This window comes from Microbacterium sp. NPDC056057, from assembly GCF_042266945.1.
GTDB classification, from domain to species: domain Bacteria; phylum Actinomycetota; class Actinomycetes; order Actinomycetales; family Microbacteriaceae; genus Microbacterium; species Microbacterium trichothecenolyticum_C.
Window position 1 is genome coordinate 1,797,819 of the sequence record NZ_JBHJWS010000001.1, and the last position, 24,603, is coordinate 1,822,421.

Annotated in this window: 29 protein-coding genes and 1 pseudogene; 16 read left to right on the top strand and 14 right to left on the bottom strand. The window is 70.0% G+C overall.

Annotation, left to right across the window (positions count from 1 at the left end; translation table 11 throughout):
* Window positions 1-16: 16 nt before the first annotated feature.
* A complete protein-coding gene (locus ACFC1K_RS07660) occupies window positions 17-352 on the bottom strand; it encodes a cupin domain-containing protein (protein ID WP_310284923.1) in 336 nt (111 codons plus the stop codon).
* Between the two features lie 148 nt (window positions 353-500).
* On the opposite strand from ACFC1K_RS07660, the gene ACFC1K_RS07665 reads away from it, so the two are divergent.
* Window positions 501-2,195, top strand: a complete 1,695-nt coding sequence (locus ACFC1K_RS07665; protein WP_310284922.1) for a Na+/H+ antiporter — start codon at window positions 501-503, stop codon at window positions 2,193-2,195.
* A 15-nt stretch (window positions 2,196-2,210) separates the two neighbouring features.
* Here ACFC1K_RS07665 and ACFC1K_RS07670 read toward each other — a convergent pair whose 3' ends face one another.
* The 3 genes from ACFC1K_RS07670 to ACFC1K_RS07680 all read right to left on the bottom strand — a co-directional run bounded on the left by ACFC1K_RS07670 (window position 2,211) and on the right by ACFC1K_RS07680 (window position 4,411).
* Entirely contained in the window at window positions 2,211-2,819 is a 609-nt protein-coding gene (locus ACFC1K_RS07670) for a TetR/AcrR family transcriptional regulator (protein ID WP_375871107.1), read from the bottom strand.
* 66 nt (window positions 2,820-2,885) lie between these two features.
* Window positions 2,886-3,242 (bottom strand): SPW repeat protein, encoded by a 357-nt coding sequence (locus ACFC1K_RS07675; protein WP_310284920.1) that lies wholly within the window; start codon window positions 3,240-3,242, stop codon window positions 2,886-2,888.
* Window positions 3,243-3,379: 137 nt separating this feature from the next.
* Window positions 3,380-4,411: an LLM class flavin-dependent oxidoreductase gene (locus ACFC1K_RS07680; RefSeq protein WP_375871108.1), complete on the bottom strand. Its 1,032-nt coding sequence runs from the start codon at window positions 4,409-4,411 to the stop codon at window positions 3,380-3,382.
* Window positions 4,412-4,546: 135 nt separating this feature from the next.
* Between ACFC1K_RS07680 and ACFC1K_RS07685 the strand changes: the two genes are divergently transcribed.
* Window positions 4,547-5,500: an aldo/keto reductase gene (locus ACFC1K_RS07685; RefSeq protein ID WP_375871109.1), complete on the top strand. Its 954-nt coding sequence runs from the start codon at window positions 4,547-4,549 to the stop codon at window positions 5,498-5,500.
* Window positions 5,501-5,524: 24 nt separating this feature from the next.
* Here ACFC1K_RS07685 and ACFC1K_RS07690 read toward each other — a convergent pair whose 3' ends face one another.
* Window positions 5,525-5,977, bottom strand: a complete 453-nt coding sequence (locus tag ACFC1K_RS07690; RefSeq protein WP_375871110.1) for a MarR family winged helix-turn-helix transcriptional regulator — start codon at window positions 5,975-5,977, stop codon at window positions 5,525-5,527.
* A gap of 139 nt (window positions 5,978-6,116) precedes the next feature.
* On the opposite strand from ACFC1K_RS07690, the gene ACFC1K_RS07695 reads away from it, so the two are divergent.
* The 3 genes from ACFC1K_RS07695 to ACFC1K_RS07705 all read left to right on the top strand — a co-directional run bounded on the left by ACFC1K_RS07695 (window position 6,117) and on the right by ACFC1K_RS07705 (window position 9,470).
* Window positions 6,117-7,334 carry an MFS transporter gene (locus ACFC1K_RS07695; RefSeq protein WP_375871111.1) on the top strand — a complete coding sequence of 406 codons (1,218 nt, stop codon included), beginning with the start codon at window positions 6,117-6,119 and terminating at the stop codon, window positions 7,332-7,334.
* 114 nt (window positions 7,335-7,448) lie between these two features.
* On the top strand, window positions 7,449-7,940 hold the full coding sequence (locus ACFC1K_RS07700) for a bifunctional nuclease family protein (protein ID WP_375871112.1): 492 nt from the start codon (window positions 7,449-7,451) through the stop codon (window positions 7,938-7,940).
* 135 nt (window positions 7,941-8,075) lie between these two features.
* A complete protein-coding gene (locus ACFC1K_RS07705) occupies window positions 8,076-9,470 on the top strand; it encodes an FAD-binding oxidoreductase (RefSeq protein ID WP_375871113.1) in 1,395 nt (464 codons plus the stop codon).
* 150 nt (window positions 9,471-9,620) lie between these two features.
* Here ACFC1K_RS07705 and ACFC1K_RS07710 read toward each other — a convergent pair whose 3' ends face one another.
* On the bottom strand, window positions 9,621-10,334 hold the full coding sequence (locus ACFC1K_RS07710) for an MBL fold metallo-hydrolase (RefSeq protein ID WP_375871114.1): 714 nt from the start codon (window positions 10,332-10,334) through the stop codon (window positions 9,621-9,623).
* 98 nt (window positions 10,335-10,432) lie between these two features.
* On the opposite strand from ACFC1K_RS07710, the gene ACFC1K_RS07715 reads away from it, so the two are divergent.
* Window positions 10,433-10,957, top strand: coding sequence for a WHG domain-containing protein (locus ACFC1K_RS07715; protein WP_310284906.1), 525 nt, complete (start codon window positions 10,433-10,435; stop codon window positions 10,955-10,957).
* Window positions 10,958-10,967: 10 nt separating this feature from the next.
* Here ACFC1K_RS07715 and ACFC1K_RS07720 read toward each other — a convergent pair whose 3' ends face one another.
* A complete protein-coding gene (locus ACFC1K_RS07720; RefSeq protein WP_375871115.1) occupies window positions 10,968-11,531 on the bottom strand; it encodes a dihydrofolate reductase family protein in 564 nt (187 codons plus the stop codon).
* 55 nt (window positions 11,532-11,586) lie between these two features.
* Window positions 11,587-12,525: an RNA polymerase subunit sigma-70 gene (locus ACFC1K_RS07725; RefSeq protein ID WP_375871116.1), complete on the bottom strand. Its 939-nt coding sequence runs from the start codon at window positions 12,523-12,525 to the stop codon at window positions 11,587-11,589.
* Between the two features lie 63 nt (window positions 12,526-12,588).
* Between ACFC1K_RS07725 and ACFC1K_RS07730 the strand changes: the two genes are divergently transcribed.
* The 3 genes from ACFC1K_RS07730 to ACFC1K_RS07740 are packed head-to-tail and all read left to right on the top strand — an operon-like array spanning window position 12,589 to window position 14,513.
* Window positions 12,589-12,927 carry an ArsR/SmtB family transcription factor gene (locus ACFC1K_RS07730; protein WP_375871117.1) on the top strand — a complete coding sequence of 113 codons (339 nt, stop codon included), beginning with the start codon at window positions 12,589-12,591 and terminating at the stop codon, window positions 12,925-12,927.
* Window positions 12,924-13,586: a cation transporter gene (locus tag ACFC1K_RS07735; RefSeq protein WP_375871118.1), complete on the top strand. Its 663-nt coding sequence runs from the start codon at window positions 12,924-12,926 to the stop codon at window positions 13,584-13,586. Before ACFC1K_RS07730 ends, ACFC1K_RS07735 begins: the two co-directional genes overlap by 4 nt.
* A 45-nt stretch (window positions 13,587-13,631) precedes the next feature.
* Entirely contained in the window at window positions 13,632-14,513 is an 882-nt protein-coding gene (locus tag ACFC1K_RS07740) for a metalloregulator ArsR/SmtB family transcription factor (protein ID WP_375871119.1), read from the top strand.
* Window positions 14,514-14,525: 12 nt separating this feature from the next.
* Here the strand turns inward: ACFC1K_RS07740 and ACFC1K_RS07745 are convergent, their stop codons facing one another.
* On the bottom strand, window positions 14,526-14,861 hold the full coding sequence (locus ACFC1K_RS07745; protein ID WP_375871120.1) for a DUF6804 family protein: 336 nt from the start codon (window positions 14,859-14,861) through the stop codon (window positions 14,526-14,528).
* Between the two features lie 352 nt (window positions 14,862-15,213).
* Between ACFC1K_RS07745 and ACFC1K_RS07750 the strand changes: the two genes are divergently transcribed.
* The 3 genes and pseudogenes from ACFC1K_RS07750 to dinB all read left to right on the top strand — a co-directional run bounded on the left by ACFC1K_RS07750 (window position 15,214) and on the right by dinB (window position 16,994).
* Complete coding sequence (locus tag ACFC1K_RS07750; protein WP_375871121.1) at window positions 15,214-15,381, top strand: DUF2510 domain-containing protein; 168 nt, start codon at window positions 15,214-15,216, stop codon at window positions 15,379-15,381.
* A gap of 46 nt (window positions 15,382-15,427) precedes the next feature.
* A pseudogene (locus ACFC1K_RS07755) lies at window positions 15,428-15,538 on the top strand (DNA starvation/stationary phase protection protein); the annotation flags it as partial.
* Window positions 15,539-15,797: 259 nt separating this feature from the next.
* Entirely contained in the window at window positions 15,798-16,994 is a 1,197-nt protein-coding gene (gene dinB, locus ACFC1K_RS07760) for a DNA polymerase IV (protein ID WP_375871122.1), read from the top strand.
* A 44-nt stretch (window positions 16,995-17,038) separates the two neighbouring features.
* Here dinB and ACFC1K_RS07765 read toward each other — a convergent pair whose 3' ends face one another.
* Both ACFC1K_RS07765 and ACFC1K_RS07770 read right to left on the bottom strand, forming a co-directional pair.
* Complete coding sequence (locus ACFC1K_RS07765) at window positions 17,039-17,269, bottom strand: hypothetical protein (RefSeq protein ID WP_310284895.1); 231 nt, start codon at window positions 17,267-17,269, stop codon at window positions 17,039-17,041.
* Between the two features lie 75 nt (window positions 17,270-17,344).
* Window positions 17,345-18,349, bottom strand: coding sequence for a hypothetical protein (locus ACFC1K_RS07770; protein WP_375871123.1), 1,005 nt, complete (start codon window positions 18,347-18,349; stop codon window positions 17,345-17,347).
* Between the two features lie 155 nt (window positions 18,350-18,504).
* On the opposite strand from ACFC1K_RS07770, the gene ACFC1K_RS07775 reads away from it, so the two are divergent.
* Together ACFC1K_RS07775 and ACFC1K_RS07780 are read left to right on the top strand one after the other, a co-directional pair.
* The gene (locus tag ACFC1K_RS07775) at window positions 18,505-18,747 is read left to right on the top strand and encodes a hypothetical protein (RefSeq protein WP_310284892.1); all 243 of its coding nucleotides are present in this window, start codon (window positions 18,505-18,507) and stop codon (window positions 18,745-18,747) included.
* A gap of 30 nt (window positions 18,748-18,777) precedes the next feature.
* Complete coding sequence (locus ACFC1K_RS07780; RefSeq protein WP_375871124.1) at window positions 18,778-20,547, top strand: FAD-dependent monooxygenase; 1,770 nt, start codon at window positions 18,778-18,780, stop codon at window positions 20,545-20,547.
* On the opposite strand, the gene ACFC1K_RS07785 is transcribed toward ACFC1K_RS07780, so the two are convergent.
* From ACFC1K_RS07785 to ACFC1K_RS07795, 3 genes are read right to left on the bottom strand one after another with little or no spacing between them, the layout of a single operon-like run.
* Entirely contained in the window at window positions 20,478-21,602 is a 1,125-nt protein-coding gene (locus tag ACFC1K_RS07785) for an MFS transporter (protein WP_375871125.1), read from the bottom strand. The two genes, ACFC1K_RS07780 and ACFC1K_RS07785, sit on opposite strands and share 70 nt — an antisense overlap.
* A 26-nt stretch (window positions 21,603-21,628) precedes the next feature.
* Window positions 21,629-22,318, bottom strand: a complete 690-nt coding sequence (locus ACFC1K_RS07790; RefSeq protein ID WP_375871126.1) for an aquaporin — start codon at window positions 22,316-22,318, stop codon at window positions 21,629-21,631.
* The gene (locus ACFC1K_RS07795) at window positions 22,315-22,665 is read right to left on the bottom strand and encodes a metalloregulator ArsR/SmtB family transcription factor (RefSeq protein WP_310284886.1); all 351 of its coding nucleotides are present in this window, start codon (window positions 22,663-22,665) and stop codon (window positions 22,315-22,317) included. Before ACFC1K_RS07795 ends, ACFC1K_RS07790 begins: the two co-directional genes overlap by 4 nt.
* A gap of 87 nt (window positions 22,666-22,752) precedes the next feature.
* Between ACFC1K_RS07795 and ACFC1K_RS07800 the strand changes: the two genes are divergently transcribed.
* Window positions 22,753-24,066 (top strand): FAD-dependent oxidoreductase, encoded by a 1,314-nt coding sequence (locus ACFC1K_RS07800; RefSeq protein ID WP_375871127.1) that lies wholly within the window; start codon window positions 22,753-22,755, stop codon window positions 24,064-24,066.
* Entirely contained in the window at window positions 24,066-24,578 is a 513-nt protein-coding gene (locus ACFC1K_RS07805) for a GNAT family N-acetyltransferase (protein WP_375871128.1), read from the top strand. The genes ACFC1K_RS07800 and ACFC1K_RS07805 overlap by 1 nt, the downstream gene beginning before the upstream one ends.
* The last annotated feature ends 25 nt before the right edge of the window (window positions 24,579-24,603 follow it).

Below are 24,603 nucleotides of genomic sequence, written 5' to 3' on the forward strand. Positions count from 1 at the left end.
CGGGCGGCGGGGAGAGTCAGGGCACGCGGTTCGAGACGGTCAGCAGCACGACCGAGTCTTCGAGCGCCGCGAGGCTGTGGCGCTGCGGGGGAACCGTGAGGTGATCACCGGATGCCCCGTCCCAGGCGTCGTCGCCGGCGATGAGGCGTACGCGCCCGCGCAGCACCTGCAGGGTGGCCTCGTGCGGGGCCTCATGCTCGGCGAGCTCGTGCCCGGCGCGCAGCGCGATGACGGTCTCGCGCAGGGCGTGCTCATGACCGCCGCGGATGGTGCGCGCGGCGCGCCCGCTCGACGCATCGCGCGCCTTCGCGGTCAGGTCGTCGATCAGATCGGCCAGATCCGTGCTGTCCATCCGCGTCGCCTCCATCGCCTCGACAGGCCGGAGTCTACCCGCGCAGGTCGTCGTGGAGACAGGGTTCAGTCCGGGATCAGGCTCAGCCATCCGGGAATCCACACGTGGCGCTCGCGGTTGGAGGATCATTGCGCTGAAGGGAGCCCTCATGAACGGACTCGAGGTCACCGTCCTGCTCGGAATCACCGTCCTCACGGGCGCGATCCTCGCCCCGAGGTTCCGGGTGGCGATGCCGTTGCTCCTCCTGGTCGCGGGACTCGCGCTCGGGTTCATCCCCGAGGTGCGCGATATCGTCCTCCCGCCGGAGACCGTGCTGCTGCTGTTCCTTCCGGTGCTGCTGTTCTGGGAGAGCATGACCACCTCGCTGCGGTCGATCCGCCGCGACTTCCGCGGCATCTTCCTCATGAGCACCGCCCTGGTGGTCGCCAGCGCCTTCGCGGTCGCGGGCATCGCGTACGCGCTCGGGCTGCCGTGGGACGCCGCGCTCATCCTCGGCGCAGCGGTGGCCCCGACCGACGCCACCGCCGTGGCCGCGCTCGGCCGCATGCTGCCCCGTCGCAACTTCATGAACCTCAAGGCCGAGAGCCTCACCAACGACGGCACCGCGCTCGTCATCTACGGCGTCGCCGTCGGTGTCGCGGTGGGCGGGCAGTACACGCCCCTCGACATCACGGGGCTGGTGCTGCTGTCGTACGTGGGCGGCGCGGCCGCGGGCGTCGTCGTGGCCGGGATCGCCTACCTGGTCATGCGGCGACTGCGCAACACGCTCAACCTGAACATCGCGCTCCTGCTGGTGCCGTTCACGGCGTTCCTCATCGCGGAGCTCATCCACGCGTCGGGGGTCCTCGCCGTGGTGGTGGCGGGCCTCATCGTCGCGTACATCCAGCCGCGCATCAGCACGGCCGCCTCGCGCCGCCAGGCGGCGTGGACCTGGCCACTGGGGTCCTTCCTCCTCAACGGTTCGCTGTTCGTCCTGATCGGGTTCGAGGTGCAGGCGGTGGCCCACGAGATCCCCGGCCGCGAGATCGGCTGGCTCGTGGTGATGACCGTCGCCGTGTGGCTCGTGCTGCTCGTCGCGCGGTTCGTGTTCCAGACGACCTCCGTCATGATCATCCGCCTGCTTGACCGCCGCCCGTCCCAGCGTCTGCGCCGCACGACGTACCGGGCGCGCATCGTGAGCGCTGTCGCGGGGTTCCGCGGCGCGGTGTCGCTGGCGATCGCGCTGTCGGTGCCGCTGACCACGGCCGCGGGGGAGTCGCTCCCGGGTCGCGACGAGATCATCTTCGTCACCGCCGGGGTCATCGTGCTGACGCTCCTCGTGCAGGGGCCGCTGCTGCCGGTGGTCGTGCGGTGGGCGCGTCTGCCCGACGACTCCGCGCTGCAGCACGAGCTGGAACTCGCCGAACGTGCCATCACCGGTGCCGCGCTGACCGCGGTCAAGGAGCTCGCCCACGACCACGGCATCAGCGAGGAGATCCGCGATCGCCTCACGCGCGATTACTACGAGTACCTCGAGCGCAACAACGAGCGTGTCCAGGCCCGCGAGCAGGCCGAGGTCGACCGTCAGATCGTGGACCTCGATCGGAGGTTCGAGGGCACGGAGACGGCTGCCGAGGCATCCGCTACCGCCACGGCTCTCATGGAGGCGCCCGCCCCGCTGCCCTCGCCCCGCGAGCGTGACGAGGAGTACTCGCGGCTGCGCATCGCGGTGCTCGACCGCAAGCGCGAGGTGCTCTATCGCCTCCGCCGCGAAGGCGCGGTCGACGATGCCGTGGTGACGCAGATCCAGACGCGCCTCGATGTCGAGGAGCTGCGGATCACCGGCATCGAAGTGCTCGACTGAGTCTGCTCCTGCGGGTCACGCCGCGGACGCGCGCAGGCCCGCCGTGATCAGATCCGCGAGGGCGGGCAGGTCCGCCGATTCTGCGGAGTCGATCGGCGTCTCCTCGCCCGTGATCGGCTCATCCTCCCCGACGCGGTCGAGGAGCGTCGGCGTGGTGATGATCGCGACCCAGGCCGCGGCCGCGGTGCGCACCCGGCGCGCGGCGATCGGGTGGAGGATGCTGGCGCCGAGCACACGCTCGACGATCGCCTGCAGCTGACTGCGGTAGTCGTGCAGCTTCTCGCGCACCTCCGGGTGCGTGCGGTGCTCGCGCCACACGATGACCCGCCGCACCGCCGACTCCGCCTGCAGTTCGCGCAGCCGGTCCGTCACGTTCAGCAGGGTCTGCGCCGGATCCCCCCGCGCGATCAGTCCGGAGGTGTCGATCGGATCGAGGTCCAGACGCTCACCTACGAGCGCCCGCAGCAGATCGGTCTTGGTGGGGAAGTAGTAGAAGAGCAGCCCCTTCGGGACGCCGGCGAGATCGGCGATCGCCATCGTCGGCGTGGCATCGAAGCCGCGCTCCGCGAAGAGGCGCTCGGCCGCGTCGAGGATCAGCGTGCGGCTCTCGCGACTGCGGGTCATGGCGTGTCCTGGAGAAAGACGGCGGGGGCGTCGGTCTGATCCGGCGCCCCCGTCTCGGCTCGCACCTCAGTGCGGGATGGCCTGGTCGTGCATATGCATGGCGGGTCTCACGGCGAGCGCGGCGACGATCACCGCGACCGCTCCGCCGATCCAGCTGACCCAGGCGGCGCCGGATTGCATGTCGGCGTATCCGCCCAGCCACGGAGCCACGAACAGCAGCGCGCCGAGCGCGAGCTGCACGTACTCCATCGCCACCATTCCCGGCATCGCGAGGTTGGCGACGCCGGCGGCGATCAGCAGGACACCCACGATGAGCATCCACGGCATCGAAGCGCCCATCTGCGGCAGCGCGAACGCGCAGACCGCGGCGACAAGGCCGACTCCGGCTGCGACCCAGTCCTCCCAGCGAGTCCACTTCTTCATTCGGATCTCCTCCTTTCGAGATCAGATGGCTCCCGATCGGGGGTCGATTCGAACGCTACGCCTGACTGACCGACCGGTCAAGAAGTCGTGCGCGCGACCCATCGGGGACCCTGCTGCCGCGAGCAGAGGCATTCAGGTCAGCCGCGCGCGGACTCCCAGCCGAGAGCGGGTGCGACGTACTTCGCGAACGACTCGACGACCCGCAGGTTGAACTCGACGCCGAGCTGGCTCGGGATCGTGAGCATCAGCGTGTCGGCCGACGCGATCGCGGCGTCCTCCTTGAGCTGCTCGACGAGCTCGTCGGGTTCGGCGGCGTAGGTCTTGCCGAACGTCGAGCGGATGCCGTCGATCACGCCGATCTGGTCGCCGTCCTGGCGCCCGCCGAAGTACATCCGCTCCTCGGCGGTCGTGATGGGGAAGATGGAGCGGCTCACCGACACCCGCGGCTCACCGGTGTGCCCCGCTTCGCGCCACGCGGCGCGGAACGCGTCGATCTGCTGCGCCTGCAGCAGGTCGAACGGTGTGCCGTCGGCCTCGGTGAGGAGGGTCGACGACATCAGGTTCACACCCGTCCGGCCGGCCCATTCCGCGGAGTCGCGGTTGCCGGCGCCCCACCAGACGCGGGAGCGCAGGCCGGGGGAGTGCGGCTCGATGCGCTGCAGCCCGGTGGCGCCGGTTCCGAAGGGGGACGAGGCATCCCGCTCCGCCAGTCCTTCGCCGTCGATCGCGCGGAGGAAGAGGTCGAAGTGCTCACGCGCGAGGTCGGCGCCGCGCGGATCCGCGGACCCCGTGTAGCCGAACGTCTCGTACCCGCGCACGACGGTCTCGGGTGAGCCGCGGCTCACGCCGAGCGCGAGTCTGCCGCCCGAGATGAGATCGACGGATGCCGCCTCCTCGGCGAGGTAGAGGGGGTTCTCGTAGCGCATGTCGATGACGCCGGTGCCGACCTCGATGTTCTCGGTGCGTGCGGCGATGGCGGCAAGGAGCGGCATGGGAGAGGACTGCTGGCGGGCGAAGTGGTGCACGCGGAAGTAGGCGCCGTTCACCCCCAGCTCGTCCATGCCCTGGGCGAGGTCGATCGCCTGCAGCATCGAGTCGGCGGCGGTGAGCTGTCGCCCGCCGCCGAGCGGGCCGTAGTGTCCGAACGAGAGGGTTCCGAATCGCTGCATGTCGTCTGCAACCGTACGCGCGCAGCATCCATTCCGGTGAATGCACTCTCGTTGCGCGAGGTGCCACGCCCGGTCGCGGGGCGTCATTTCGCGTCATCGGGGAAGCGATCGGCGCATCGCGTGGTTGCCTCGAGCATGACCTTCATCGGAACCAGCTCCCTCGACGTCCTTCCCCTCTCGCTCGGCGGCAACGTGTTCGGCTGGACGGCCGACCGCGAGGCGTCGTTCGCGATCCTCGACGCGTTCCACGCCGGCGGCGGGAACTTCATCGACACCGCCGACTCGTATAGCGCGTGGGTCGACGGCAACTCCGGCGGCGAGAGCGAGACGATCATCGGCGAGTGGCTCGCGGCGCGGAAGCCCGAGAACGTCGTCGTCGCGACGAAGGTGAGTCAGCACCCCGAATTCAAGGGGCTGTCGGCGAAGAATGTGCGCGCCGCCGCGGAGGCGTCGCTGAAGCGCCTGGGCGTCGACACCATCGACCTCTACTACGCACACTTCGACGACGAGACGGTGCCGCTGGAGGAGACCGTTGCCGCCTTCGGCGAGCTCGTCACCGAGGGCCTCGTCCGTTACACCGCGGTCTCGAACTACAGCGCCGACCGCATCCGCGAGTGGGTCGGTCTCGCGCAGGCCGCCGGCAGTGCGCTGCCCGTGGCCATCCAGCCGCACTACAACCTCGTGCACCGCAACGAGATCGAGGAGCACATCATCCCGCTGGCGCAGGAGTTCGACCTGAGCCTGGTGCCTTACTTCTCGCTCGCGAAGGGCTTCCTCACCGGCAAGTACCGGACGACGGATGCCGCGGGCCAGTCGTCCCCGCGCGCCGGCGCCGCGTCCCAGTACGCCACGGCCCAGGGGCTCGAGATCATCGACGCGCTCGAGGGCATCGGGCGTGCCCACGGTGTGTCCATCGCGGCGACGGCGCTCGCGTGGCTGCGTGCCCAGCCGACGGTGGCGGCGCCGATCGCGAGCGCGTCGCGCGTGGAGCAGGTCGCCGACCTGCTGGACGGCGCGCGGGTCGAGCTCACGGCCGACGAGGTCGAGGCGCTCAGCCGCGTGTCGGAGTGGACGCCGGCGACCGTCTGACCTCCGGTCGGGTCCCGCGGCGGTTCATGCCGGCTGCGGCACCCCCGCGTGGAGCACCTCCACGACCGGGGCGAGCTCGGGCTGCTCCGCCGCGTCGGCGAGCACCCGGGCCAGCGTCTCGTCGTGGATGGGGTGCGCGCGGTCGTAGAGCGCGCGCCCGGCCGGGGTGAGCTCGGTGTAGATGCCGCGCCGGTCGTCGGCGCAGAGGATGCGTGTGATGAGGGCGCGGTCCTCGAGGCGGTTCACCAGGCGCGTGGTCGCGCTCGGGCTCAGCGCGGTCGCACGTGCGAGCTGCTGCATGCGCATGTGCCAGCCGTCCTGGCGGCTGAGGGCGTCGAGCACGGTGTACTCCACGACCGACAGATCCACGGATGCTGCGAGCCCGCGCTCGAGTTCGGCCTCGATGAGTCCGTGCAGGGCGGCGAGCGTGCGCCACCCCTGCGCGCGCACCTCGACGGCGTCGTCTGCGATGCCCATGGGTCCTCCTGATCGATGCGGCGGGGTCGATGCGAACGCATAGTTGTTTGCGCGTTTATCTAGCGCGTGCAACTATTTATCTCGCTTACGCAATATCCCGCGTGTGCAACTAAACCTCAGCATACCAGGAGACCCCTTCATGCCACTCGGACTCGTCGCGCTCGCCATGGGCGCCTTCGGCATCGGACTCACCGAGTTCGTCATCATGGGCCTGCTGCCCGAGGTCGCCCGGGACTTCGCCGTCAGCGAGGCCGCGGCGGGATGGCTCATCTCGGGCTACGCCCTCGGCGTCGTGGTGGGGGCGCTCGGCCTCACCGCGGCGACGACCCGTCTGCCGCGCAAGCCCGTGCTGCTCGGTCTCATCGTGCTCTTCATCGCCGGGAACGTGCTCACCGCGCTCGCCCCGGACTACGGCATCGCGATGACGGGCCGGATCCTCGCCGCGCTGTCGCACGGGGCGTTCTTCGGCATCGGCTCTGTGGTCGCGGCGAGCCTCGTGGCGCCGGAGAAGCGCGCCGGCGCGATCGCGATCATGTTCACCGGCCTCACCGCGGCCAACGTGCTGGGCGTCCCGTTCGGCACGTTCCTCGGCCAGCAGTTCGGATGGCGGTCGACGTTCTGGGTCATCGCCGGCATCGGCGTCGTCGCCTTCGCCGGCATCGCGGCGCTCGTCCCCGCCCCGGCGGAGGCGCCGGAGCGCATCAGCCTCCGTCGTGAGCTGCGGGCATTCCGCTCGACCCAGGTATGGCTGTCGCTCGCCGTCACCGTTCTGGCCTTCGGCGGCATGTTCGGCGCATTCACCTACATCGCCTACACGCTCACCGAAGTGAGCGGCTTCGCGTCCGGTGCGGTGCCGTGGCTGCTCGTGCTGTTCGGCGCCGGTCTCGTCGGCGGCAACTGGCTGGGCGGACGTCTGGCCGACCGGCGCCTGGATGCGACGCTCATCGGCTTCATCGCGGCGCTGGTGGTCGTGCTGGTCGCGTTCGCCCTCTTCGCCGGCTCGCAGCCGGCGACGATCGCCGGACTCGTGCTCCTGGGCGCCTTCGGCTTCGGCACCGTGCCCGGACTGCAGAGCCGCATCATGGATTACGCCGACGGTGCTCCGACGCTCGCCTCGGGTGCCAACATCGGTGCGTTCAACGTCGGCAACGCGCTGGGTGCGTGGGCCGGCGGGGTCGGCATCAGCATGGGCTTGGGCTACACCGCGCCCGTGTGGATCGGCGCCGCGATCTCCGGGGCCGGGCTCGTGGTGATGATCGCCGCGGCGCTCGCTGCACGCCGCGCGCGCTCCGTCGCCCCTGCGCCGCGCTCGGTGGCCGCGGCGACGACGAACACGGTGCCCGTCATCGTCGTCTGACCCGGCCTTCGAGACCGCACCGCGCGCACCCTCTGTCCAGGGTGCGCGCGCCGTGCCTACGATGGCCCGAAAGACGTCGGCGTCATCGGATGCCGCGGATCGAGGAGGTGCGCCATGGTCCAGGTCCGCGTGGCCGGAGTGGCCCTGGATGCATCGGGGCAGCACGTGCTGCTGCTCAAGCCCGTCGACCAGATCCCCGGCGACGGCTTCGTCCTCCCGATCTGGATCGGCCAGCTCGAGGCGACCTCGATCCTGGTCGCCGTCGAGAACGCCGACGTGCCGAGGCCGCTCGCGCACGACCTCATGGGTCTCATCCTGACCGCGCTCGACGCGGTGGCGACGAAGGTCGAGGTCACCCGCATCGAGGACGGCACGTTCTATGCCGAGATCACACTGTCGACGGCGCTGGGGGAGCGGATCGTCGACGCGCGTCCGTCCGACGCCGTGGCCCTCGCGTGTCGTGTCGGCGCGCCGATCTGGGTGGCCGACGCGGTGCTGGCCGAGGCGGGCGTGCCCGACGTGCTCACCGAGACCGATGCCGCCGAGCGGCTCGACGAATTCAAGCGGTTCCTCGACGAGGTCGAGCCGGAGGACTTCGAGGGCTGAGGCCGGATTCGCCCCGCGATGTATCTGGGGCGGCGGGTCCGACTCATTCGTGGGGTGGCCGCCGCGTGTGGCGCGGCCACGCGAACGGAGCCCGTCGTGATGCTCTGTCGCGCTCCCTCATCGAAAGGCATCTCCATGTCCCTCAACGACCTCGCCCTCGACGTGCCCCACGCCGCCGTGGCCGCCGCCGCGGCCGAGCTGCGCGCCGCGCTCGGTGACCGTGCCCTGCTGCGCGGCGACGCCGGCTACGACGCCGCCCGGACGCCGTGGAATCTCGCCGTGGCGCAGCATCCGTTCGCCGTCGTGATCCCCGAGTCCGCGCAGGACGTCGTCGACGTCGTGCGTGCAGCGACGCTCTCGGGACTGCGCATCGCGCCGCAGTCGACCGGCCACGGTGCGGGCGCGCTGAGCGACACCGACCTCGCGCACACCGTGCTGGTGTCGCTGCGATCTCTCCGCGGGGTGACCGTCGACCCGGACGCGCGGACGGCGCGCGTGCTCGGCGGCTCGCTCTGGAACGACGTGCTCGAGGCAGCCGCCCCGCACGGGCTGACGGCCCTGCACGGCAGCGCCGGCGACGTGTCGGTCGTCGGGTACGCGCTCAGCGGCGGGCTGTCGTTCTACGCCCGCGCGCACGGCCTCGCCGTGAACGCGGTGCGCGCCGTCGAGGTCGTGACGGCCGACGGCTCGGTCGTGCGCGCAACCGCCGACGAGCACCCCGACCTGTTCTGGGCGCTGCGCGGCGGATCGGGATCGTTCGGTGTCGTCGTCGCGATCGAGATCGACCTGCTCCCGCTCGCCGACGTCTTCGCCGGCATGCTGCTGTGGGACGCGTCGCGCGCCTCGGAGGTCTCGCACGCGTGGGCGCAGTGGACGCGGTCCGCGCCCGAGTCCGCGACCACGACCCTGCGCATCCTCCACATCCCGCCGATGCCCGAGCTGCCGCCGTTCCTGTCGGGCCGTTCGGTGGTCGTGATCGACGGGGCGATCGAAGACACGGATGCCGCGGCATCCGCTCTGCTCGAACCGCTCCGTGCCCTGCAGCCCGAGGTCGACACGTTCGCCCGCATCCCCGCGCCCGCTCTCGTCGGCGTGCACATGGACCCGCCCGAGCCGTCGCCGTCGGTGACGTGGCACGCGGTGCTGGGGGAGCTGCCGGCACGTGCCGTCGACGCCTTCGTCGAGGCGGCTCAGACCCCGGGGATCTTCGTCCAGGAGCTGCGTCACGTCGGCGGCGCGGTGAATCGGCGGCCGGCGGGCGGCGGCGCGATCGCCTCGCTCGACGGCGAGTACCTCGTGCATTCGATCGCGATGGTGCCCGCGCCCGAGGCCGTGGCCCCGGCGACGGCCGCCGTGCGCGCGGGCGTCGCCGCCATGGTGGCGTGGCGGGTCGATGCGCTCGCCCTGACCTTCGTCGACGCTCCCGGCGCCGATCGCTCGGTGGCGTTCGGCGCGGCGTGGGCGCGGCTGCGTCAGCTCAAGCTCGACTACGACCCGGCGAACCTCTTCGCCGCCGCCCGGCCGGTCTGAGTCCCGACAGCGCATCGAGACCGGGGATTCTCGCCGAGACCAGGGGTGAAGTCGCCGGTCTCGGCGAGAATCCCTGGTCTCGGCGTTCGGCGTTCGGCGTTCGGCGTGCGGCGTTCGGCGTTCGGTGGTGGGTGTCGAGGCGGTGGGGGCTCAGGCCGCGCCCGCTCGCACGGCCGCTGCGACGTCGGCGGGGGCGCCCTTCCACGGCGCGCCGTGACCAGGAAGCACCCATGAGGCCTGCAGTCCGGCGAGGTGTTCGAGCGACGTCAGAGCCTCGTCGGGATCGTCGGTGAACGGCGCCGGCTGGATGCCCGCTCGCCCGGTGAGCACGTGGCGGGTGGTGAGCGCATCGCCCACGAACACGGCATCGGCGACGGGGATGTGCACCGCGATGCTGCCCGGCGAGTGGCCGGGCATGCCGATGATCACGGGGGAGCCGGGCAGGTCCAGCACATCGCCGTCGTGCACCTCGACGACCTCCGAGACGTAGGTCGTGGGCATCGCGCGCTTGCGCAGGGCGTAGGCGAAGAACCCGAGCGTCGGCCCGAGCTTCATCGGCCCGGTCGACACCTTCGGCTTCTCGCCCGTGCGGGCGCGCTCGGCGTCTGCCTCGTGCACATATACGGGCACGGCGTGGTCGCGGCGCAGGCGCTCGGCGAAGCCGATGTGGTCGCTGTCTCCGTGGGTGAGCACGACGCCCTTCACGTCGGCGGGGGAGAGGCCGAGTCCCTCGAGTTCGCGCACGAGGTCCTTCCAGTGGCCGGGAAGCCCGGCGTCGACGACGGTGACGCCGTCGTCCGTCACGACGAGGTACGCGGCGACGATGTCGTTGCCGATGCGGTGCAGGTGGGGTGCGAGCTTCATGGGGGATCCTTCGCGGGAGCCGTCGGTGTCTCCGAACTTGGCATGGCTACGATACGTAGCTATCATGGCTACTGTCAATGGCCATCGAGGGGGCCCGCATGCCGACGCCGGAACGCACGTCGTACGCCGAGATCGTCGCGGCGGGGCGCGACATCCTGGAGGAGTCCGGCCCGACGGGCCTGACGATGCAGAGCGTCGCGCAGCGCGTGGGGGTGCGGGCGCCCTCTCTGTACAAGCGCGTGCGGGACCGCGACGCCCTCCTGGAGGCCGTCGCCGCCGCCACCGTGGACGACCTGACCGGCCGGCTCGAGGCATCCGATCGCTCATTGGAAGGCCTCGCGCGTGCCTACCGGGCGCTCGCGCACGAGCGCCCGGAGGGGTTCCGGCTGATGTTCGCCGCCGCCGCCCCGCAAGAGCTGCTCGACCGCGCGGGACTCACGATCGTCGACAGTGCTGCGGCCGTCACCGGTGAGGACCACGCTCTCGACGCCGCCCGTCTCGTGACGGCGTGGGCGACGGGCTTCATCCATATGGAGCTCGCCGGCGCCTTCCGGCTCGGCGGCGATGTCGACGGGGCGTTCGACTACGGGCTCGCCGCCCTGCGCCGCGGTCTCGGCGCCTGAGCCGATCGCGTCATGGGGTGCGGCCGGGGGCGCGGTGGATCGTGAGGCTCGCGGGTCCCGTCACCTCGGACGACACGAGTTCGAGGTCGACGGCGTCGGGGAAGAGCCGGCGCCCGGCGTTCACGGCGGTCGGGAACGCGATGAGCCGGTACTCGTCGACGAGGTCGTGCTCGCGAAGGGCTTGCACGACGGACCCGCTGCCGATCACGACCACGTCCTGCGTCGTGACGGTCTCGGCGATCCACTCGGCGAGGGGTCCGTCGACGGCTCGCGAGTTGGTCCACCCATCCTCGGGGAGTGCGCGGCTCGTCACCACCGCCTTGTCGGCCCGGTTCATCGCGCGTGCGAACGGGGTGTCGCGGCCGGGCCACAGCTCGGCGAAGTGGTTCCAGGTGCGGCGTCCGAACAGGAGCACCCCTGTGTCCAGCATGCTGCCCAGCCGGAACTTGTCGCCCGCGACGCCCTCGGGCCCGTAGCGCATGGCCCATCCGCCGAACGGCGTGCCGCCGCTGCCGTCGGGATCCTCGACCACGCCGTCGAGCGTGATGTACTGCACGACGATCACTCGTCCCATCGTCTCCTCCTCGTGAAGTGGGTTCACAAGGACATACGGATGGGATGCCGCGAACTCATCGCTCTGCGGAGAACTCGTTCTCGAAGAGGACGAAGAGCCGCGGGTCCTGATAGACGAGCACGTGCGCGATCGCGCCCGACTCGTCGGCATCGAAGATCTGCACCGTGTGCGGCTGACGCCCGTCGGGAGTGAGGCGGTACAGCAGGATCCCGGGCTGGCCGTTCGCCGAGATGGGCGCCGTCGCCCAGTCCTCGCCACGCCGGAGGAAGAAGTCCACCATGAAGTCTCGATAGGTGTCCCGGCCGCGCGACCAGGCGGGCACCGGCGGCATCTCGAAGACGAGGTCGTCTGCGACGAGCGAGGCGAGGGCGGTGACATCCGCTCTCTCGATCGCGCGGGCGTACCGCTCGACGGCGGTCGGGGCGAGGGTGTTCGGACGCCGCGTGCCGGTCGAGATGGCGACGCGAGCCCGCTGCAGGGCCGAGTTCGCGGAGGCGACCGACACCTCGAGGGCGTCCGCGGTCTCCGCTGCCGACAGCCCCACGAGGTCGCGCAGCACGAAGGCCCCGCGCTGGAGCGGCGAGAGCGACTGCAGCATGGCGGTGACGGCGAGGCGCACGTCGCTGCGGCGCTCGGCGGCGGATTCGACCTCCGAGCCGGAGAGCCAGCCCGTCGGGGCGGGGATGAGCCACGGAACGTCGAAGGCGGGCACGAGCGGGGCGCCGATCTCGATCCCCGGCTCCTGCAGATCCCTCGGCAGTGGGCGCCGTGGAGCCTCGCGGAGCCGATCGAGGCAGACGTTGCGCGCGATGCGATACGCCCACGTCGTGATGCTCGCACGTGCCGGGTCGAAGGTGTCGCGGGCCCGCCAGATCCGTTCCATCGCGTCCTGGACGGCGTCTTCCGCCTCGAACGGCGAACCGAGCATCTGGTAGCAGAAGGGCAGGAGCCGTCGGCGGATGCCGGACAGCTCGACCTCGTCGAACGCAGCCACACGGCGAGCATAGGTGCCGGATGCGGGTCGATTCGATACAGCAATCGCTGTACTATTGCGGCCATGACCTCGGCGACCGCCACCGTGTCCCACACCGCCGCCCTCGCGCGGCTCGGCTACGCGCTCGCCGACCCCACGCGCAGCGCCGTCCTGCTGGCGCTGCGAACGGGTCCCGCATACCCGTCCGATCTCGCGGACGGCGTGGGTGTGTCGCGTCAGGTGATGTCGAACCAGCTCGCGTGCCTGCGCGGCTGCGGTCTGGTCGAGGCGACTCCCGAGGGTCGACGCGCGTCGTACCGGCTCGCGGATCCTCACCTCGCGCCGGCGCTCGACCAGCTGCTGCAGGTCGTCCTGTCGGTCGATCCCGCATGCTGCACAGGCGAGACCTGCGGGTGCGTATGAGCGCCGGCGTCCTCACCCGCGAGCGACGGAACAGGCTCGAGCGTCGCATCCGCTGGATCGTCGCGGCCACGATCGCCTACAACGTGGTCGAGGCGATCGTCGCGATCACGGCCGGCACCATCGCGTCGTCGGGCGCGCTCATCGCCTTCGGGCTGGACTCGACGATCGAGGTGCTGTCGGCGGCGGCCGTCGCCTGGCAGTTCACACGTCGCGATCCCGAGCGCTGGGAGCGGCCCACGCTGCGGGTGATCGCGGTCGCGTTCTTCGCGCTCGCCGCGTACGTGACCGCGACGTCGGCACTGACACTGATCCTGCGGGTCGACGTCGAGCACAGCCCGGCCGGCATCGTGATCACCGCGCTCAGCGTCGTGATCATGCCCTTCCTCTCGCTGGCCGAGCGGCGCGCAGGCCGCGAGCTCGGGTCGGCGACGGCGGTCGCCGATTCGAAGCAGACGCTCATCTGCACGTATCTGTCGGCGTCGGTTCTCCTCGGACTCGTGCTCAACAGCCTGTTCGGCTGGTGGTGGGCCGACGCGGTGGCGGGACTCGTGATCGCGGTCTTCGCCGTCCGTGAGGGGCGGGAGGCTTGGCGCGGCGACGCGTGCGCGACGTCCGTCGGCATGCTCCTCGAAGACGCCGACGACCACCATCGCGGGTGACGCAGTGGGCCACGTCGACCATCGAGCGTCGATAGAATCCCATCTATGAAAGGCGCGGCCCAGCGCGGACTCACGGTCCTCGCCGACCCGACCCGTGCCCGCATCCTTCGCTTGATCCGTGACGCGGACGGCGGGCACGCACTGGTCGGAAAGCTCGCCGATGCGCTCGACCTCCGGCAACCCACCGTGAGTCACCATATGAAGGCGCTGCTGTCCGAAGGCGTCGTCGTGCGGGAGCGCGACGGACGACGTGTCTGGTACTCCATCGCGCCGGACCAGATCGATCGGGTGAACGCGCTCATCGGCGCCGATGATGCGGCGTCGTCGGAGCCCGATCTCGACCGGATCGTGGACGATCTGTCGCTCCGGTTCCGCGGTACGTTCAGCTCCGAGACCGTGAGGGCGAGCGTTCAGAACAGCTACGACCTCCTCGCCACCGGATCGACCTCGCCGCTCCTCGCGTCGCGGACCGCCTCCTTCGCGGCGACGCGACTCGAAGCCCTCAGCCGAGCCCAGGGTGATCTGCCCGCTCGACCCGAGGTGCTGTTCGTCTGCGTGCAGAACTCGGGGCGGTCCCAGCTCGCGGCGGGAATCCTGCGGCACCTCGCGGGCGATCGGGTGGGGGTTCGCAGCGCCGGCTCGGCGCCCGGGCCAGAACTGCGCACGTCGGTCGTCCAGGCGCTCGACGAGATCGGCGTGTCCGTCGGCGGGGAGTTCCCGAAGCCGCTCACCGACGACGTCGTTCGCGCGGCGGACGTCGTCGTGACGATGGGATGCGGCGATTCCTGCCCTGTCTTCCCTGGCCGACGGTATCTCGACTGGCCGCTCGAAGACCCCGTGGGCAAGCCGATGGTCACGGTTCGCAGCATCCGTGACGACATCGAAGGCCGCGTGCGCGCGCTGCTGGACGAGATCCTCGCGTACTGACCCGGCGGGCCGTCAGCTCCTGGTGGTCCGGATGGTCGCCCCCGCGACCAGGAACAGCACGGCGGCGACCGGCTGCGCGGCCGTCCAGACGGGTCCGTCGAACGCGAAGGGGAAGATCGGGTTCCAGAGGACGGCGATCGCCGCGAACACCGGGATCCACCACCAGTGCCGTGCCTGGAGCGCGAACCACGCGACGATCACCGCCAGGATGGCGACGACGAACCTGATCAGCAGGAACCACTCGCCGCCGATCAGCAAGGGCGCCAGGAAGAGCGCGATCGCCGCGATCAGGCTCGGCGCGAAGGCGTTGCGCTGATACGTCGAGGCGGTCCGATCCTTGTTCGTCATGCTCCGACTCTCTCACCGTCCCCGGCTCCTGGGGAATCGGGTGCCTTGGCATGACCAGGGAAGCCGCTGAGAGGTAGCTTAAAGACCCTATACGTAGTAGATAGAAGCGTCATAGTGTGTGTATAGAAGACGAGCGCTCGTCGTGTCGAGGCCGATCCCGAAGGCCTCGTTCCTTGCCGGTGTGTGGGGCTGGCGAGCCGGCGGCGCTGCCCGACGTCTTCTCGCCGGTGCGGGTTGGGGGCGTACTCGTGACGCGGGGGAACCCGGCCTACAGCACTGCGGCGGCTCGCCCCTGGATGCCTGGCGTCCAGGGGCGGGTCAGCCCGACCCCCTGTGCAACGAAAGGAACCCCATGTGCGACTCGGCATCCGAAACTGCGAGGGCGGGTTGGTATCCCACCCGCGTTCACGGGAAGGAGCGCTACTGGGACGGGGTCCGATGGACCGAGATGTTCCGCCAGGCCCAGGCCGGTGGGCGGATCCCGATCGGCGACGGCGTCTCGCCCGAAGTCACCACCTGAGGATCGGCGCGTCGCCTTTCGTTACGGAGGAGCCGGCAGCACGGCCGTCGACGAGGAGGATCCCACCAGCGCGGACCTGCTGCATCAGATCCTCGAGAAGCTCGAGCAGTACGCATGGATGGTCAGCCCGGAGAACCGCGCGCCGAAGCAGGGCTGAGCCTGAGCCGGAGAAGACGGGGTGCAGCCGTAAGGCTGCACCCCGTTTCCGTCATTGCGGGCGGATGGCGGCCCTCCGATCAGCGGTAGAAGTCGCCGTAGGAGGTGTCGAGCTGGCCTCGATACCCGGCAGATCGGGGACCCCCTGGCGCATCCGGCGCAAGAGGCGTAATGGCCCCCGACTGCCCGCACGGACTCTGGAGGAATGTCGTCGGTCGGTGCCACCATGATGAGAACAAATGTTCGATGGAGGGGGCTGTATGCGGGGCGAGGCGACCGTGCTGCACGCGGACCTGGACGCCTTCTATGCCTCGGTCGAGCAGCGCGATGCTCCCGCACTGCGCGGCCGGCCCGTCATCGTCGGCGGCGGCGTCGTGCTGGCCGCCAGCTACGAGGCGAAGGCTCGCGGGGTTCGTACGGCGATGGGCGGCCGACAGGCGCGCGATCTCTGCCCGGATGCGGTGGTGGTGCCGCCGCGGATGGAGGCCTATTCGGCAGCCAGCAAGGCGGTCTTCGCGATCTTCCGGGACACGACGCCGCTCGTCGAAGGGCTCTCCATCGATGAGGCGTTCCTCGAGGTCGGAGGGCTCCGGCGCATCGCGGGCACCCCCGAGCAGGTCGCCGTGCGCCTTCGGGAGCGGGTTCGTGCGGAGGTCGGGTTGCCCATCTCCGTCGGGATCGCCCGCACCAAGTTCCTCGCCAAGGTCGCCAGCGCCGTCAGCAAGCCCGACGGGCTGCTGGTGGTCGAGCCTGAGCGGGAGCAGGAGTTCCTGCTCCCGCTACCGGTGGAACGGCTCTGGGGCGTGGGCGCCGTGACCGCCCGGAAGCTGCACGGGCTCGGCATCCATACCGTCGGTCAGCTGGCTGAGCTCGAGGCGGCGATCGCCGAGAGGCTGCTGGGGAAGGCGGCCGGCGCGCACCTGCACGCACTCGCCCGGCTGCGGGATCCGCGCCCGGTCGACACCACGCATCGCCGCGGGTCCATCGGTTCGCAGCGCGCCCTCGGCACCCGGCCCCGGACGCCCGAAGAGCTCGAGGTCATTCTCACGCAGATCGTCGATCGGCTCGCCCGTCGCCTGCGCGACGGCGACCGCGTCTGCCGCACTGTCGTGCTGCGGCTCCGCTACGGCGACTACGCGAAGGCCACCCGGTCCCGCTCGTTCCGCTCGCCGACCGACCGCACCGCGCTGATCCTCGCCGTCGCGCAAGGACTGCTCGCGGCGGCGCAGCCGGAGATCGCAGAACGCGGCATCACCCTCATCGGCGTCTCGCTGTCGCAGCTCGGCCGTGTCGACAGCGTCCCGCCGGAGCTTCCGATCGATTGGGACGACGGCGTGCGCCTCGACACCGTGCTGGATGCCGTGCGCGATCGTTTCGGCGCGGCATCCGTCTCGCGCGCCGCTCACCTCGGCCGCGATCCGGGCTGGTCGACTCCACTGCTTCCGGAGCACGAATGACCACGGTCAGCGTGACCGAAGGCTCCCGCGCGGACAGGTCTCCGTCACGCGGCTTCGGAGGGATCCCACTTCGGCAGCGGGTCCCCGCGCTGCCGGAGGTGCGGCTCGCGGAGACGCTGCGCGAGGGGAACGAGGTCTTCCTGCAAGCAGCGGGCGTACCCGCCTGGGGCGCGACCGATCCGGCGCGCGCTCGTGCGCACCCACGCGGCGTCCGTCGCGACGAGGCGGCCGCCGTGGGAGCGGATCTCGTCGACGAGCCAGATGTCTTCGTGCACGGCCGCGTCGGCGATCTGCGCGTGGTGACGCTGCGAGCCCGGGGTCGACTCCGGTCGACGCCGGGCTCGCGGTCGTCAGAGCGCCTTTCCGTTGACGAACAGCGTGTTCGCGCCGTACGTCGGGCTGCCGACGTTCGTCACGGGGTCGATGTACGCGACGTCGCCGCCGGCGATGACACCTTCCGAGACGTCGCCCGCTGCGACGTCTCCGGCGACGATCTCTCCGGACGTGATCGCACCATCCACAGGGTCCCCGTAGGAGAAGGACTCGACGATGTTGATGGCCTTGTCGTTCCCACGGTCGCAGTCGCCCGGAGCCTCGCCCGGCTCGCTCTGCCAGCCGCTCCAGGTGACATCGCTGAACGCGTAGTCGCCGAACGTGTAGTCGGCGAAGGTCCAGTCGCCGACCGCCGACCAGCCGCCGTCCTCGGTCCAGGCGCCGAATGTCCAAGCGCCGAACTCGGTCGGCTCGTTCCAGGCGGGCGCGTCCGCCATCTTGGTCGTCTGGTTGTTGATTGCCTTTACGGTGAAGCCCGTCCACTGGCCGGTCTTGCGCGCCTGAGCGTCGATGGAGGCGTCGACGACGCCCGACAGGACACCCGAACGCACGCCGATGCGGACGCCGTCACGGGAAGCCGTACGGGTGGCGTCGCGCTCGGCCGTGCGCGAACCGACCGCGGTGCCCGCACGCACGCCGTCACGGGTGCCCTCGCGGTGGAACTGCTTGTTCTTGTTGTCGATCGTGCAGGACAGGTCCCATGAGACCGTCTGCGTGCCGGACTGGGTCGCGGACTGGGTGCCGGACTGCACGCCGCTCTGCGTGCCGGACTGAGAGCCGGACTGGGTGGCATCCTGGGTGACGGCCTGTGAGACGACCTGCTTGCTGGTGAACGCGAGAGCGCCGTTGTCCACGGCCTTCTGCAATGCGGCGTTGTTCATGCCGAGTGCGGTCTGAACCTCTCCCTTGCCGATGAAGCCGGTGCCGTTGGGCGCGAGCGTGTAGGCGTTGGCCGCTCCGGCCGCGCCGACGAGTGCGCACGCGAGGACGGTGCCCGCGGCGATCTTGGTGATGCGGTGCATCGGGTGACTCCTTTGAGTATGCGGTGGCCGGAACCCCTCGACGCAGCTTTGCGTGCTTTCGGGTTGCTTTCCGGGTGCTATCCGGCGTCTAATCGTAATCTATAAGGTGTTAAGATCAGGCTCAGCTTCTCCTCAGCGCCTGCTATCCTGCGGGTATGGCGCGACCCTACGGAGACCCGGTCGAGATCCTCACTGCGCCCATCCCGGCGCAATCGCCCTTCATACCGACCGACGCGAAGATCGTGGTCGGCGCAGTCGCGCCGGCTTCTCCGGACCCGATCCCGATCGTGCTGCTTCCAGGCTTCGAGTATCGGATCATCGAATGGCGGCACCCCTCCACCCACGAGGTCCACTGGCGGCTGGAGCGACGGAAGTCCGGCCGGCCCAGCGACGACTGAGGGCCCCGCGAGTACCGGCCGAGCCGTCTCATGTGTTCAGAGCCAGCGGAGGCGCTTGAACAGCCCGAAGATCGCGAGAGCCGCCTACGAGCAAGCCGTGCGGCGAGCCGCGCTCGCCAGAAGCGGTTTCCCGGATCCACGGCGACCGACGCGCTCGAAACGGATGTGCTGGTCGTCGGTGCCGGCCCGACCGGCCTCATGCTCGCGACCTGCCTCGCGACACTCGGCGTGCGCTGCATCATCGTCGATGGCAAGCCGGCCCCGACGCGCGAGTCTCGCGCGCTCGTCCTGCAGGCCCGCACGATGGAGATCTACGACCAGGTCGGTCTCGTCGATCGGGTGCTTGCCGAGGCGGAGATCGCGAGCGAGATCGTTCCCGGCTTCGAGCGCCGGAGGTTTCGGGCGATCAACCTTCAGCGACTCGCGACCGGCACGACGCCGTATCCGCATCTCTACGTGCTCGAGCAGAGCAGGAATGAGCGCCTCTTGGTCGACCACCTCCAGCGGCTCGGCAGGCACGTGTGGTGGTCCCATCGGCTTCAGTCGATGACGGTGACGGCCGACGGCCGTCTGGACTGCGTGACCGACGGGGACGAGGTGGGCGTAGTCCGTGCAAGATTCTGTGTCGGTGCGGACGGCGCGTCGTCGGCGGTGCGGGAACTGTTGGACATCCCGTTCGAAGGCAAGACGAACATGCACACGTTCTACGTCGCCGATGCCACCCAGGTCGAAGGCTTGCCCGCGGATGCGATCAATCTGCGATTCGGGGTGGACGACTTCCTCCTCGCCTTTCCGATGGGCGGCGAGGCCGACCATCGCCTGCTCGGCGTGGTTCGCGGCCCCGCAGAGGCCGTCACCGAGGGTTCCGCGAGAAGCATGCTCCGGCGCGTCTTTGCCGTCACGTACGGGCCTTCGCGGTGGTTCTCGACGTACCGCGTCCACCACCGCGTAGCGGCGCGGTTTCGCGACGGCCCTGTGTTCCTCGCCGGCGACGCGGCCCACGTCCACTCCCCGGTGGGTGCTCAGGGAATGAACACCGGCCTCCAGGACGCTCACAACCTCGCCTGCAAGATCGCCGACGTCGTTGCAGGCAGGGCGAGCGATGCCTATCTCGACCGGTACTCCGCTGAGCGCAGGCCGGTTGCGCGAAGGCTCGTCTCCACGACCGATGCCATGTTCGCGATGATCACATCCGACCGGCCCGTCGCGAGAGCGCTCCGAAGATTCGTCGTCCGCTTCGCAGCACCCATCGGCGCGTCGCTCGTGCCACGAGTCGTCCGATCGCCGCGCATCTTCGAGTATCTGTCGCAGACACGGATCCACTACTGGATGAGTGAGCAGCAGCGAACCGCCGCGCACGGACGGCGGGGACGGGTGGTCGGCCGTCGCCTCCCATGGAACGGCGACAACTACGAGTCGCTGCGCGCGATGACCTGGCAGGTGCACGGATACGGCGGCGTCGATCGCCGCGCGCTCCGCCGCGTCGGCGCCCGTCTCGGGCTGCGAGTGCTGTTCTTTCCCGTCGTACGAAACCGCAGACTTCACCCCGGCGGGTGCTACCTCGTCAGGCCTGACGGCTTCGTCGCGGTTCAATCTCGAGCACAGAACGCGCGCGCAGACTTTGCCGAACACCTTCGACAGATCGCGGCCCCCGCGAGGCCCGACGCAGTGCGCGACAACATCCTCGCCCAGCGCGGGTTGGTCGCCGATCCAGTAAGCCGCCTGGAAGATCATCGCCGCATCACGAGGATCCCGCCCAGCGCGCACACCGCCGCCATCGCGTACGCCATCGATGCGTAGGACCCCAGAGCTCCGGCCAGCAGCGCGGCCAGTCCGGGAGCCAGTGCCGTCAGCGCCGTGACCGGGGCTGCGAGGAGGCCGTTGAGCTTGCCGTAGGAGGTCGCGCCCCATCGGTCGGCTACGGCCGACGCCTGGACGAGCGTAAGTGCGCCGCGGATCGCGCCGGCGACGACTGCGGCGACGAAGATCCCCGCCGAGCCTGACGCGAACCCGTAGGCGGTCAACGCCGCCGCGCCGAGAGCACCCACGGATGCGGCCGAGACCCACGGCGCGGCTGTGTGGGGGATCGCGAGGTAAACGAGGCGGCCGAGCACCTGACCGGCGCCGATGAGTCCGAGCGCCCACGCGGCGGCCTGCAGGTCCAGCCCCTTCTGAACCGACGCGGGAACCGCGGACAGCGTGACCGCGTACAGGGAGAGGGACATGAGGGCGAACGAGCCGGCGACGATCCAGAAGCGAGCTGACCGCAGCATTCGCCGTGCCTCGCCGTTGCCGACTGCCCGAGCGTCGGGACGAGCCCAGCGGCTCTCAACGGTGAGCGCGTATGTGGGAAGCGCCGTGACGATCAGGATCGTGGCGAGTGCGACGAAAGCCGACCTCCAGCCGACTGCGAGCACGAGCCAACCCGTGAGTGGCGCGAAGATGGTCGACGCGAAGCCACCCGCGAGCGTGACCAGCGTCAATGGACCCCGTCGCTCCGATCGGTAGCGATGAGTGATCACGGTGAAGGCCGCCTGGTAGAGCACCGCGGATTGAGCTGCGCCGCACACGATCCACGCTGCGATGAAGATCCAGATCGTCGGTGAGGCTGCGGCGCCGAGCAGGGCGACGGTTGCGACGACCGCCCCGATGACCATGACGCGTCGCGGATGCCGGTCCAACCAGTGCCCAACGGGGATTGCGCACACGGCCGAGGTCAGCAGCCCCAAGGTGATGGCGATGAAGACGGCACCGTCGTCCCAGCCGGTGTCGTCCGCGATCGCGGGTGCGGCCACCAGCACGGCGTAGTACAGCACGCCCCACGCGACGATCTGGGCGAACGCGAGAGCAGCCAAGCGGGCGCCCCGCGAAGGTCCCGCCATCAGCCCCGTGCGACAGCGGGCGCGGGCACCACCACCGGGAACAGCACCCGGACCGCCGCATATCCCAGCGCCGCACCGAGCAGCTGGGCTGCGATGAACGGCAGCACCGACGCGGGAGCGATGCCGGCGAAGGTGTCGCTGAACATGCGGCCGATCGTGATGGCCGGGTTCGCGAAGCTCGTCGACGAGGTGAAGAAGTACGCCGCGCCGATGTACGCACCAACGGCTGGCGCAGCAAGGTGCGAGCGGCCGGTCCGCACCAGCGCGAAGATCAGCAGAACCAGTCCCGCGGTCGCGACCACTTCGGACAGCAGCAGCGGCCAGGTCGAGCGGTCGGTCGTGCTCCACGCGATCGCCGGGGTGTCGAACATCACGTTGGCAAGCACTGCACCGGCGATGCATCCGAGCACCTGCGCCGGCAGGTACGCCGCCGCGGTCGACCAGGTCCGGCGGTGCAGAGTGATGTCGACGAGGGTGACGACGGGGTTGAAATGCGATCCCGACACCGTCGCGAAGACGAGGATCAGTACGGCGAGGCCGAGCGCGGTGGCGAAGGCGTTCTCGAACAGCTGTAGTCCGACATCATCGGGGGAGAGGCGCTGGGCGGCGATGCCGGACCCGATCACGACAGCGCCGAGTCCCGCGCTGCCGAGGAACTCACCGGCGGCGGCGCGAATGGTGTGCGTCACGAGCCGACGAGGAGCTGCGAGACGCGGTCCAACGCGCCCGGCACGAGCGTGAAGTACGCCCACGTGCCGCGCTTGCTGCGGGTGAGGAAACCCGCAGTGGTGAGGATCTTCAGGTGATGGGAGACCGTCGGCTGGCTGAGTCCGACCGGCTCGATCAGGTCGCAGACGCAGGCCTCGGAGTCCTCGGATGCGGCGACGATGGACAGCAGCCGGAGCCGGGTCGGATCAGCCAGGGCCTTCATCGTGTTGGCGAGCTGGTCGGCCTCCTCGGCGGACAGCGGCTCGCGTACCAGCGGAGTGCAGCACACGCCGGCCGTGACATCCGTCACGTCGAGCATCGTGGTCATACATCGAGATTAGTCGATATTGACAGGTGTCGATAGATGGGTTCAGAATCGGGATATCGAAGTTCATCAATATCATTGGAGGACGTTGTGACCCTGCTCGACCTGAGCCCCCGAGTCATAGAAGCCGGCCCGCTGTCGACTCTGCCCGTCGCGATCATCGGCGCGGGGCCGATCGGGCTCGCCGCCGCTGCCAACCTCGTCGAACGCGGCATCGATTTCGTGGTCTGCGAGGCGGGTGGCGAGGTCGCCGCCAGTGTGCGCTCGTGGGGTCACACCCGTCTGTTCTCCCCGTGGAAGCACCTCGTGGATCCGGCGTCGCGCCGCCTTCTGGTGGAGGGTGGGTGGGAATCGCCCGACCCTGAGCGCGCACCGTCGGGGACGGAACTCGTAGAGAAGTACGTCGCGCCGCTTGCCGCTCTTGAGGGCATCGCCCCGCGCATCCGCCTGGGTGTCGAGGTGATCGGCGTGACTCGCGAGGGCATGGACCGCACCCGCACGGCGCGCCGCGCCATGACGCCGTTCGCGTTGCGGATCCGGACCGCGGATGGCGAGGTCGAAGACATCGCCGCGCGCGCCGTGATCGACGCGTCGGGCACCTACCTCTCTCCGAACTCGCTGTCCTCCAGTGGGCTCGAGTTGCTGGGGATGGCCGACATCGCTGACTGTGTCACTCCCGCGCTGCCCGATGTGCTCGGCCGAGATCGTGCCGAGTTCGCAGGCCGGAGCGTGACAGTCGTCGGCGCCGGTCACTCTGCGGCCAATACGCTGCTCGCCCTCGTGCAGCTCGCCCGCGAGGAGGCGGGCACCACGGTCACCTGGCTGATCCGCAACGCAAAGGCGGTGCGGGTCTCGTCCTCGCCCGACGATGAGCTGATCGGTCGTACGAACCTCGGCAGCCGTGTCGACCGGGCCGTCCAACGTGGCGACATCGCCATCGTCGACAGCTTCGAGATCATCCGCGCCCGCCGCGCCGGCGATGCCGTCGAGCTGGTGGGACATCGCGGCGGGGAGGTCGTGACCCACGAGGCCGACATCGTCGTGAATGCCACCGGCTTCCGGCCGAACCTCGACATCCTCCGTGAGATCCGCCTCGAGCTCGACCAGATCGTCGAAGCGCCCAAGCGCCTCGCCCCGCTCATCGACCCGAACGTGCACTCGTGCGGCACCGTCGAGCCGCACGGCTTCCGCGAGCTGGCGCACCCGGAGCAAGGGTTCTTCATCGTCGGCATGAAGTCCTACGGGCGGGCGCCGACCTTCCTTCTCGCCACCGGGTACGAGCAGGTGCGTTCGGTGACGGCGTGGCTCGCCGGCGACACCGCATCCGCGTCGAACGTCGAACTCGCGCTTCCCGCGACGGGTGTCTGCTCGACTGACGCCGGCAACGGCGGTGGATGCTGTTGATGACCGAACTGCGCACGATGGTGGCAGCGGACTGGTCGGCGGTCGAGGAGATCTACGCACAAGGCATCGAGGACGGGGAGGCGACCTTCGAGGTCGCCACCCCGACCTGGCAGACGTTCGACGCCGGCAAGCTGCCCGGACTGCGCTTCGTTGCCGCCGACGAGATCGGCGCTCTCGTCGGCTGGATCGCCGCCTCGCCCGTGTCCTCACGTCCGGCCTATTGCGGTGTCGTCGAGCACTCCGTGTACATCAGCCGAAACTCGCGCGGGCAAGGCATCGGCCGCCGGCTGCTCGATGTGTTCATCGACGCCGCCGAGGGTGCGGGAATCTGGACGATCCAATCGAGCATCTTCCCTGAGAACGCCGCGAGCCTCCGACTCCATGAGGCTGCGGGATTCCGTGTGGTGGGCCGGCGTGAGCGCATCGCCCGGTCAGGGGTCGGCCCGCACGCGGGCGCATGGCGCGACACGCTCCTGATCGAGCGACGCAGCACGACGGTGCACGCCGTCTGAGCATGGATGCAATCAGTCGACCGTG

Coding starts and splice junctions, on each gene's coding strand:
- ACFC1K_RS07750 (WP_375871121.1), top strand. CDS start 15,214: ATGTGCGACTCGGCATCCGAAACTGCGAGGGCGGGTTGGTATCCCACC.
- ACFC1K_RS07730 (WP_375871117.1), top strand. CDS start 12,589: ATGACCTCGGCGACCGCCACCGTGTCCCACACCGCCGCCCTCGCGCGG.
- ACFC1K_RS07740 (WP_375871119.1), top strand. CDS start 13,632: ATGAAAGGCGCGGCCCAGCGCGGACTCACGGTCCTCGCCGACCCGACC.
- dinB (WP_375871122.1), top strand. CDS start 15,798: ATGCGGGGCGAGGCGACCGTGCTGCACGCGGACCTGGACGCCTTCTAT.
- ACFC1K_RS07735 (WP_375871118.1), top strand. CDS start 12,924: ATGAGCGCCGGCGTCCTCACCCGCGAGCGACGGAACAGGCTCGAGCGT.
- ACFC1K_RS07775 (WP_310284892.1), top strand. CDS start 18,505: ATGGCGCGACCCTACGGAGACCCGGTCGAGATCCTCACTGCGCCCATC.
- ACFC1K_RS07795 (WP_310284886.1), bottom strand. CDS start 22,665: ATGACCACGATGCTCGACGTGACGGATGTCACGGCCGGCGTGTGCTGC.
- ACFC1K_RS07675 (WP_310284920.1), bottom strand. CDS start 3,242: ATGAAGAAGTGGACTCGCTGGGAGGACTGGGTCGCAGCCGGAGTCGGC.
- ACFC1K_RS07695 (WP_375871111.1), top strand. CDS start 6,117: ATGCCACTCGGACTCGTCGCGCTCGCCATGGGCGCCTTCGGCATCGGA.
- ACFC1K_RS07685 (WP_375871109.1), top strand. CDS start 4,547: ATGACCTTCATCGGAACCAGCTCCCTCGACGTCCTTCCCCTCTCGCTC.
- ACFC1K_RS07665 (WP_310284922.1), top strand. CDS start 501: ATGAACGGACTCGAGGTCACCGTCCTGCTCGGAATCACCGTCCTCACG.
- ACFC1K_RS07705 (WP_375871113.1), top strand. CDS start 8,076: ATGTCCCTCAACGACCTCGCCCTCGACGTGCCCCACGCCGCCGTGGCC.
- ACFC1K_RS07780 (WP_375871124.1), top strand. CDS start 18,778: ATGTGTTCAGAGCCAGCGGAGGCGCTTGAACAGCCCGAAGATCGCGAG.
- ACFC1K_RS07670 (WP_375871107.1), bottom strand. CDS start 2,819: ATGACCCGCAGTCGCGAGAGCCGCACGCTGATCCTCGACGCGGCCGAG.
- ACFC1K_RS07715 (WP_310284906.1), top strand. CDS start 10,433: ATGCCGACGCCGGAACGCACGTCGTACGCCGAGATCGTCGCGGCGGGG.
- ACFC1K_RS07700 (WP_375871112.1), top strand. CDS start 7,449: ATGGTCCAGGTCCGCGTGGCCGGAGTGGCCCTGGATGCATCGGGGCAG.
- ACFC1K_RS07710 (WP_375871114.1), bottom strand. CDS start 10,334: ATGAAGCTCGCACCCCACCTGCACCGCATCGGCAACGACATCGTCGCC.
- ACFC1K_RS07745 (WP_375871120.1), bottom strand. CDS start 14,861: ATGACGAACAAGGATCGGACCGCCTCGACGTATCAGCGCAACGCCTTC.
- ACFC1K_RS07680 (WP_375871108.1), bottom strand. CDS start 4,411: ATGCAGCGATTCGGAACCCTCTCGTTCGGACACTACGGCCCGCTCGGC.
- ACFC1K_RS07690 (WP_375871110.1), bottom strand. CDS start 5,977: ATGGGCATCGCAGACGACGCCGTCGAGGTGCGCGCGCAGGGGTGGCGC.
- ACFC1K_RS07720 (WP_375871115.1), bottom strand. CDS start 11,531: ATGGGACGAGTGATCGTCGTGCAGTACATCACGCTCGACGGCGTGGTC.
- ACFC1K_RS07660 (WP_310284923.1), bottom strand. CDS start 352: ATGGACAGCACGGATCTGGCCGATCTGATCGACGACCTGACCGCGAAG.
- ACFC1K_RS07770 (WP_375871123.1), bottom strand. CDS start 18,349: ATGCACCGCATCACCAAGATCGCCGCGGGCACCGTCCTCGCGTGCGCA.
- ACFC1K_RS07805 (WP_375871128.1), top strand. CDS start 24,066: ATGACCGAACTGCGCACGATGGTGGCAGCGGACTGGTCGGCGGTCGAG.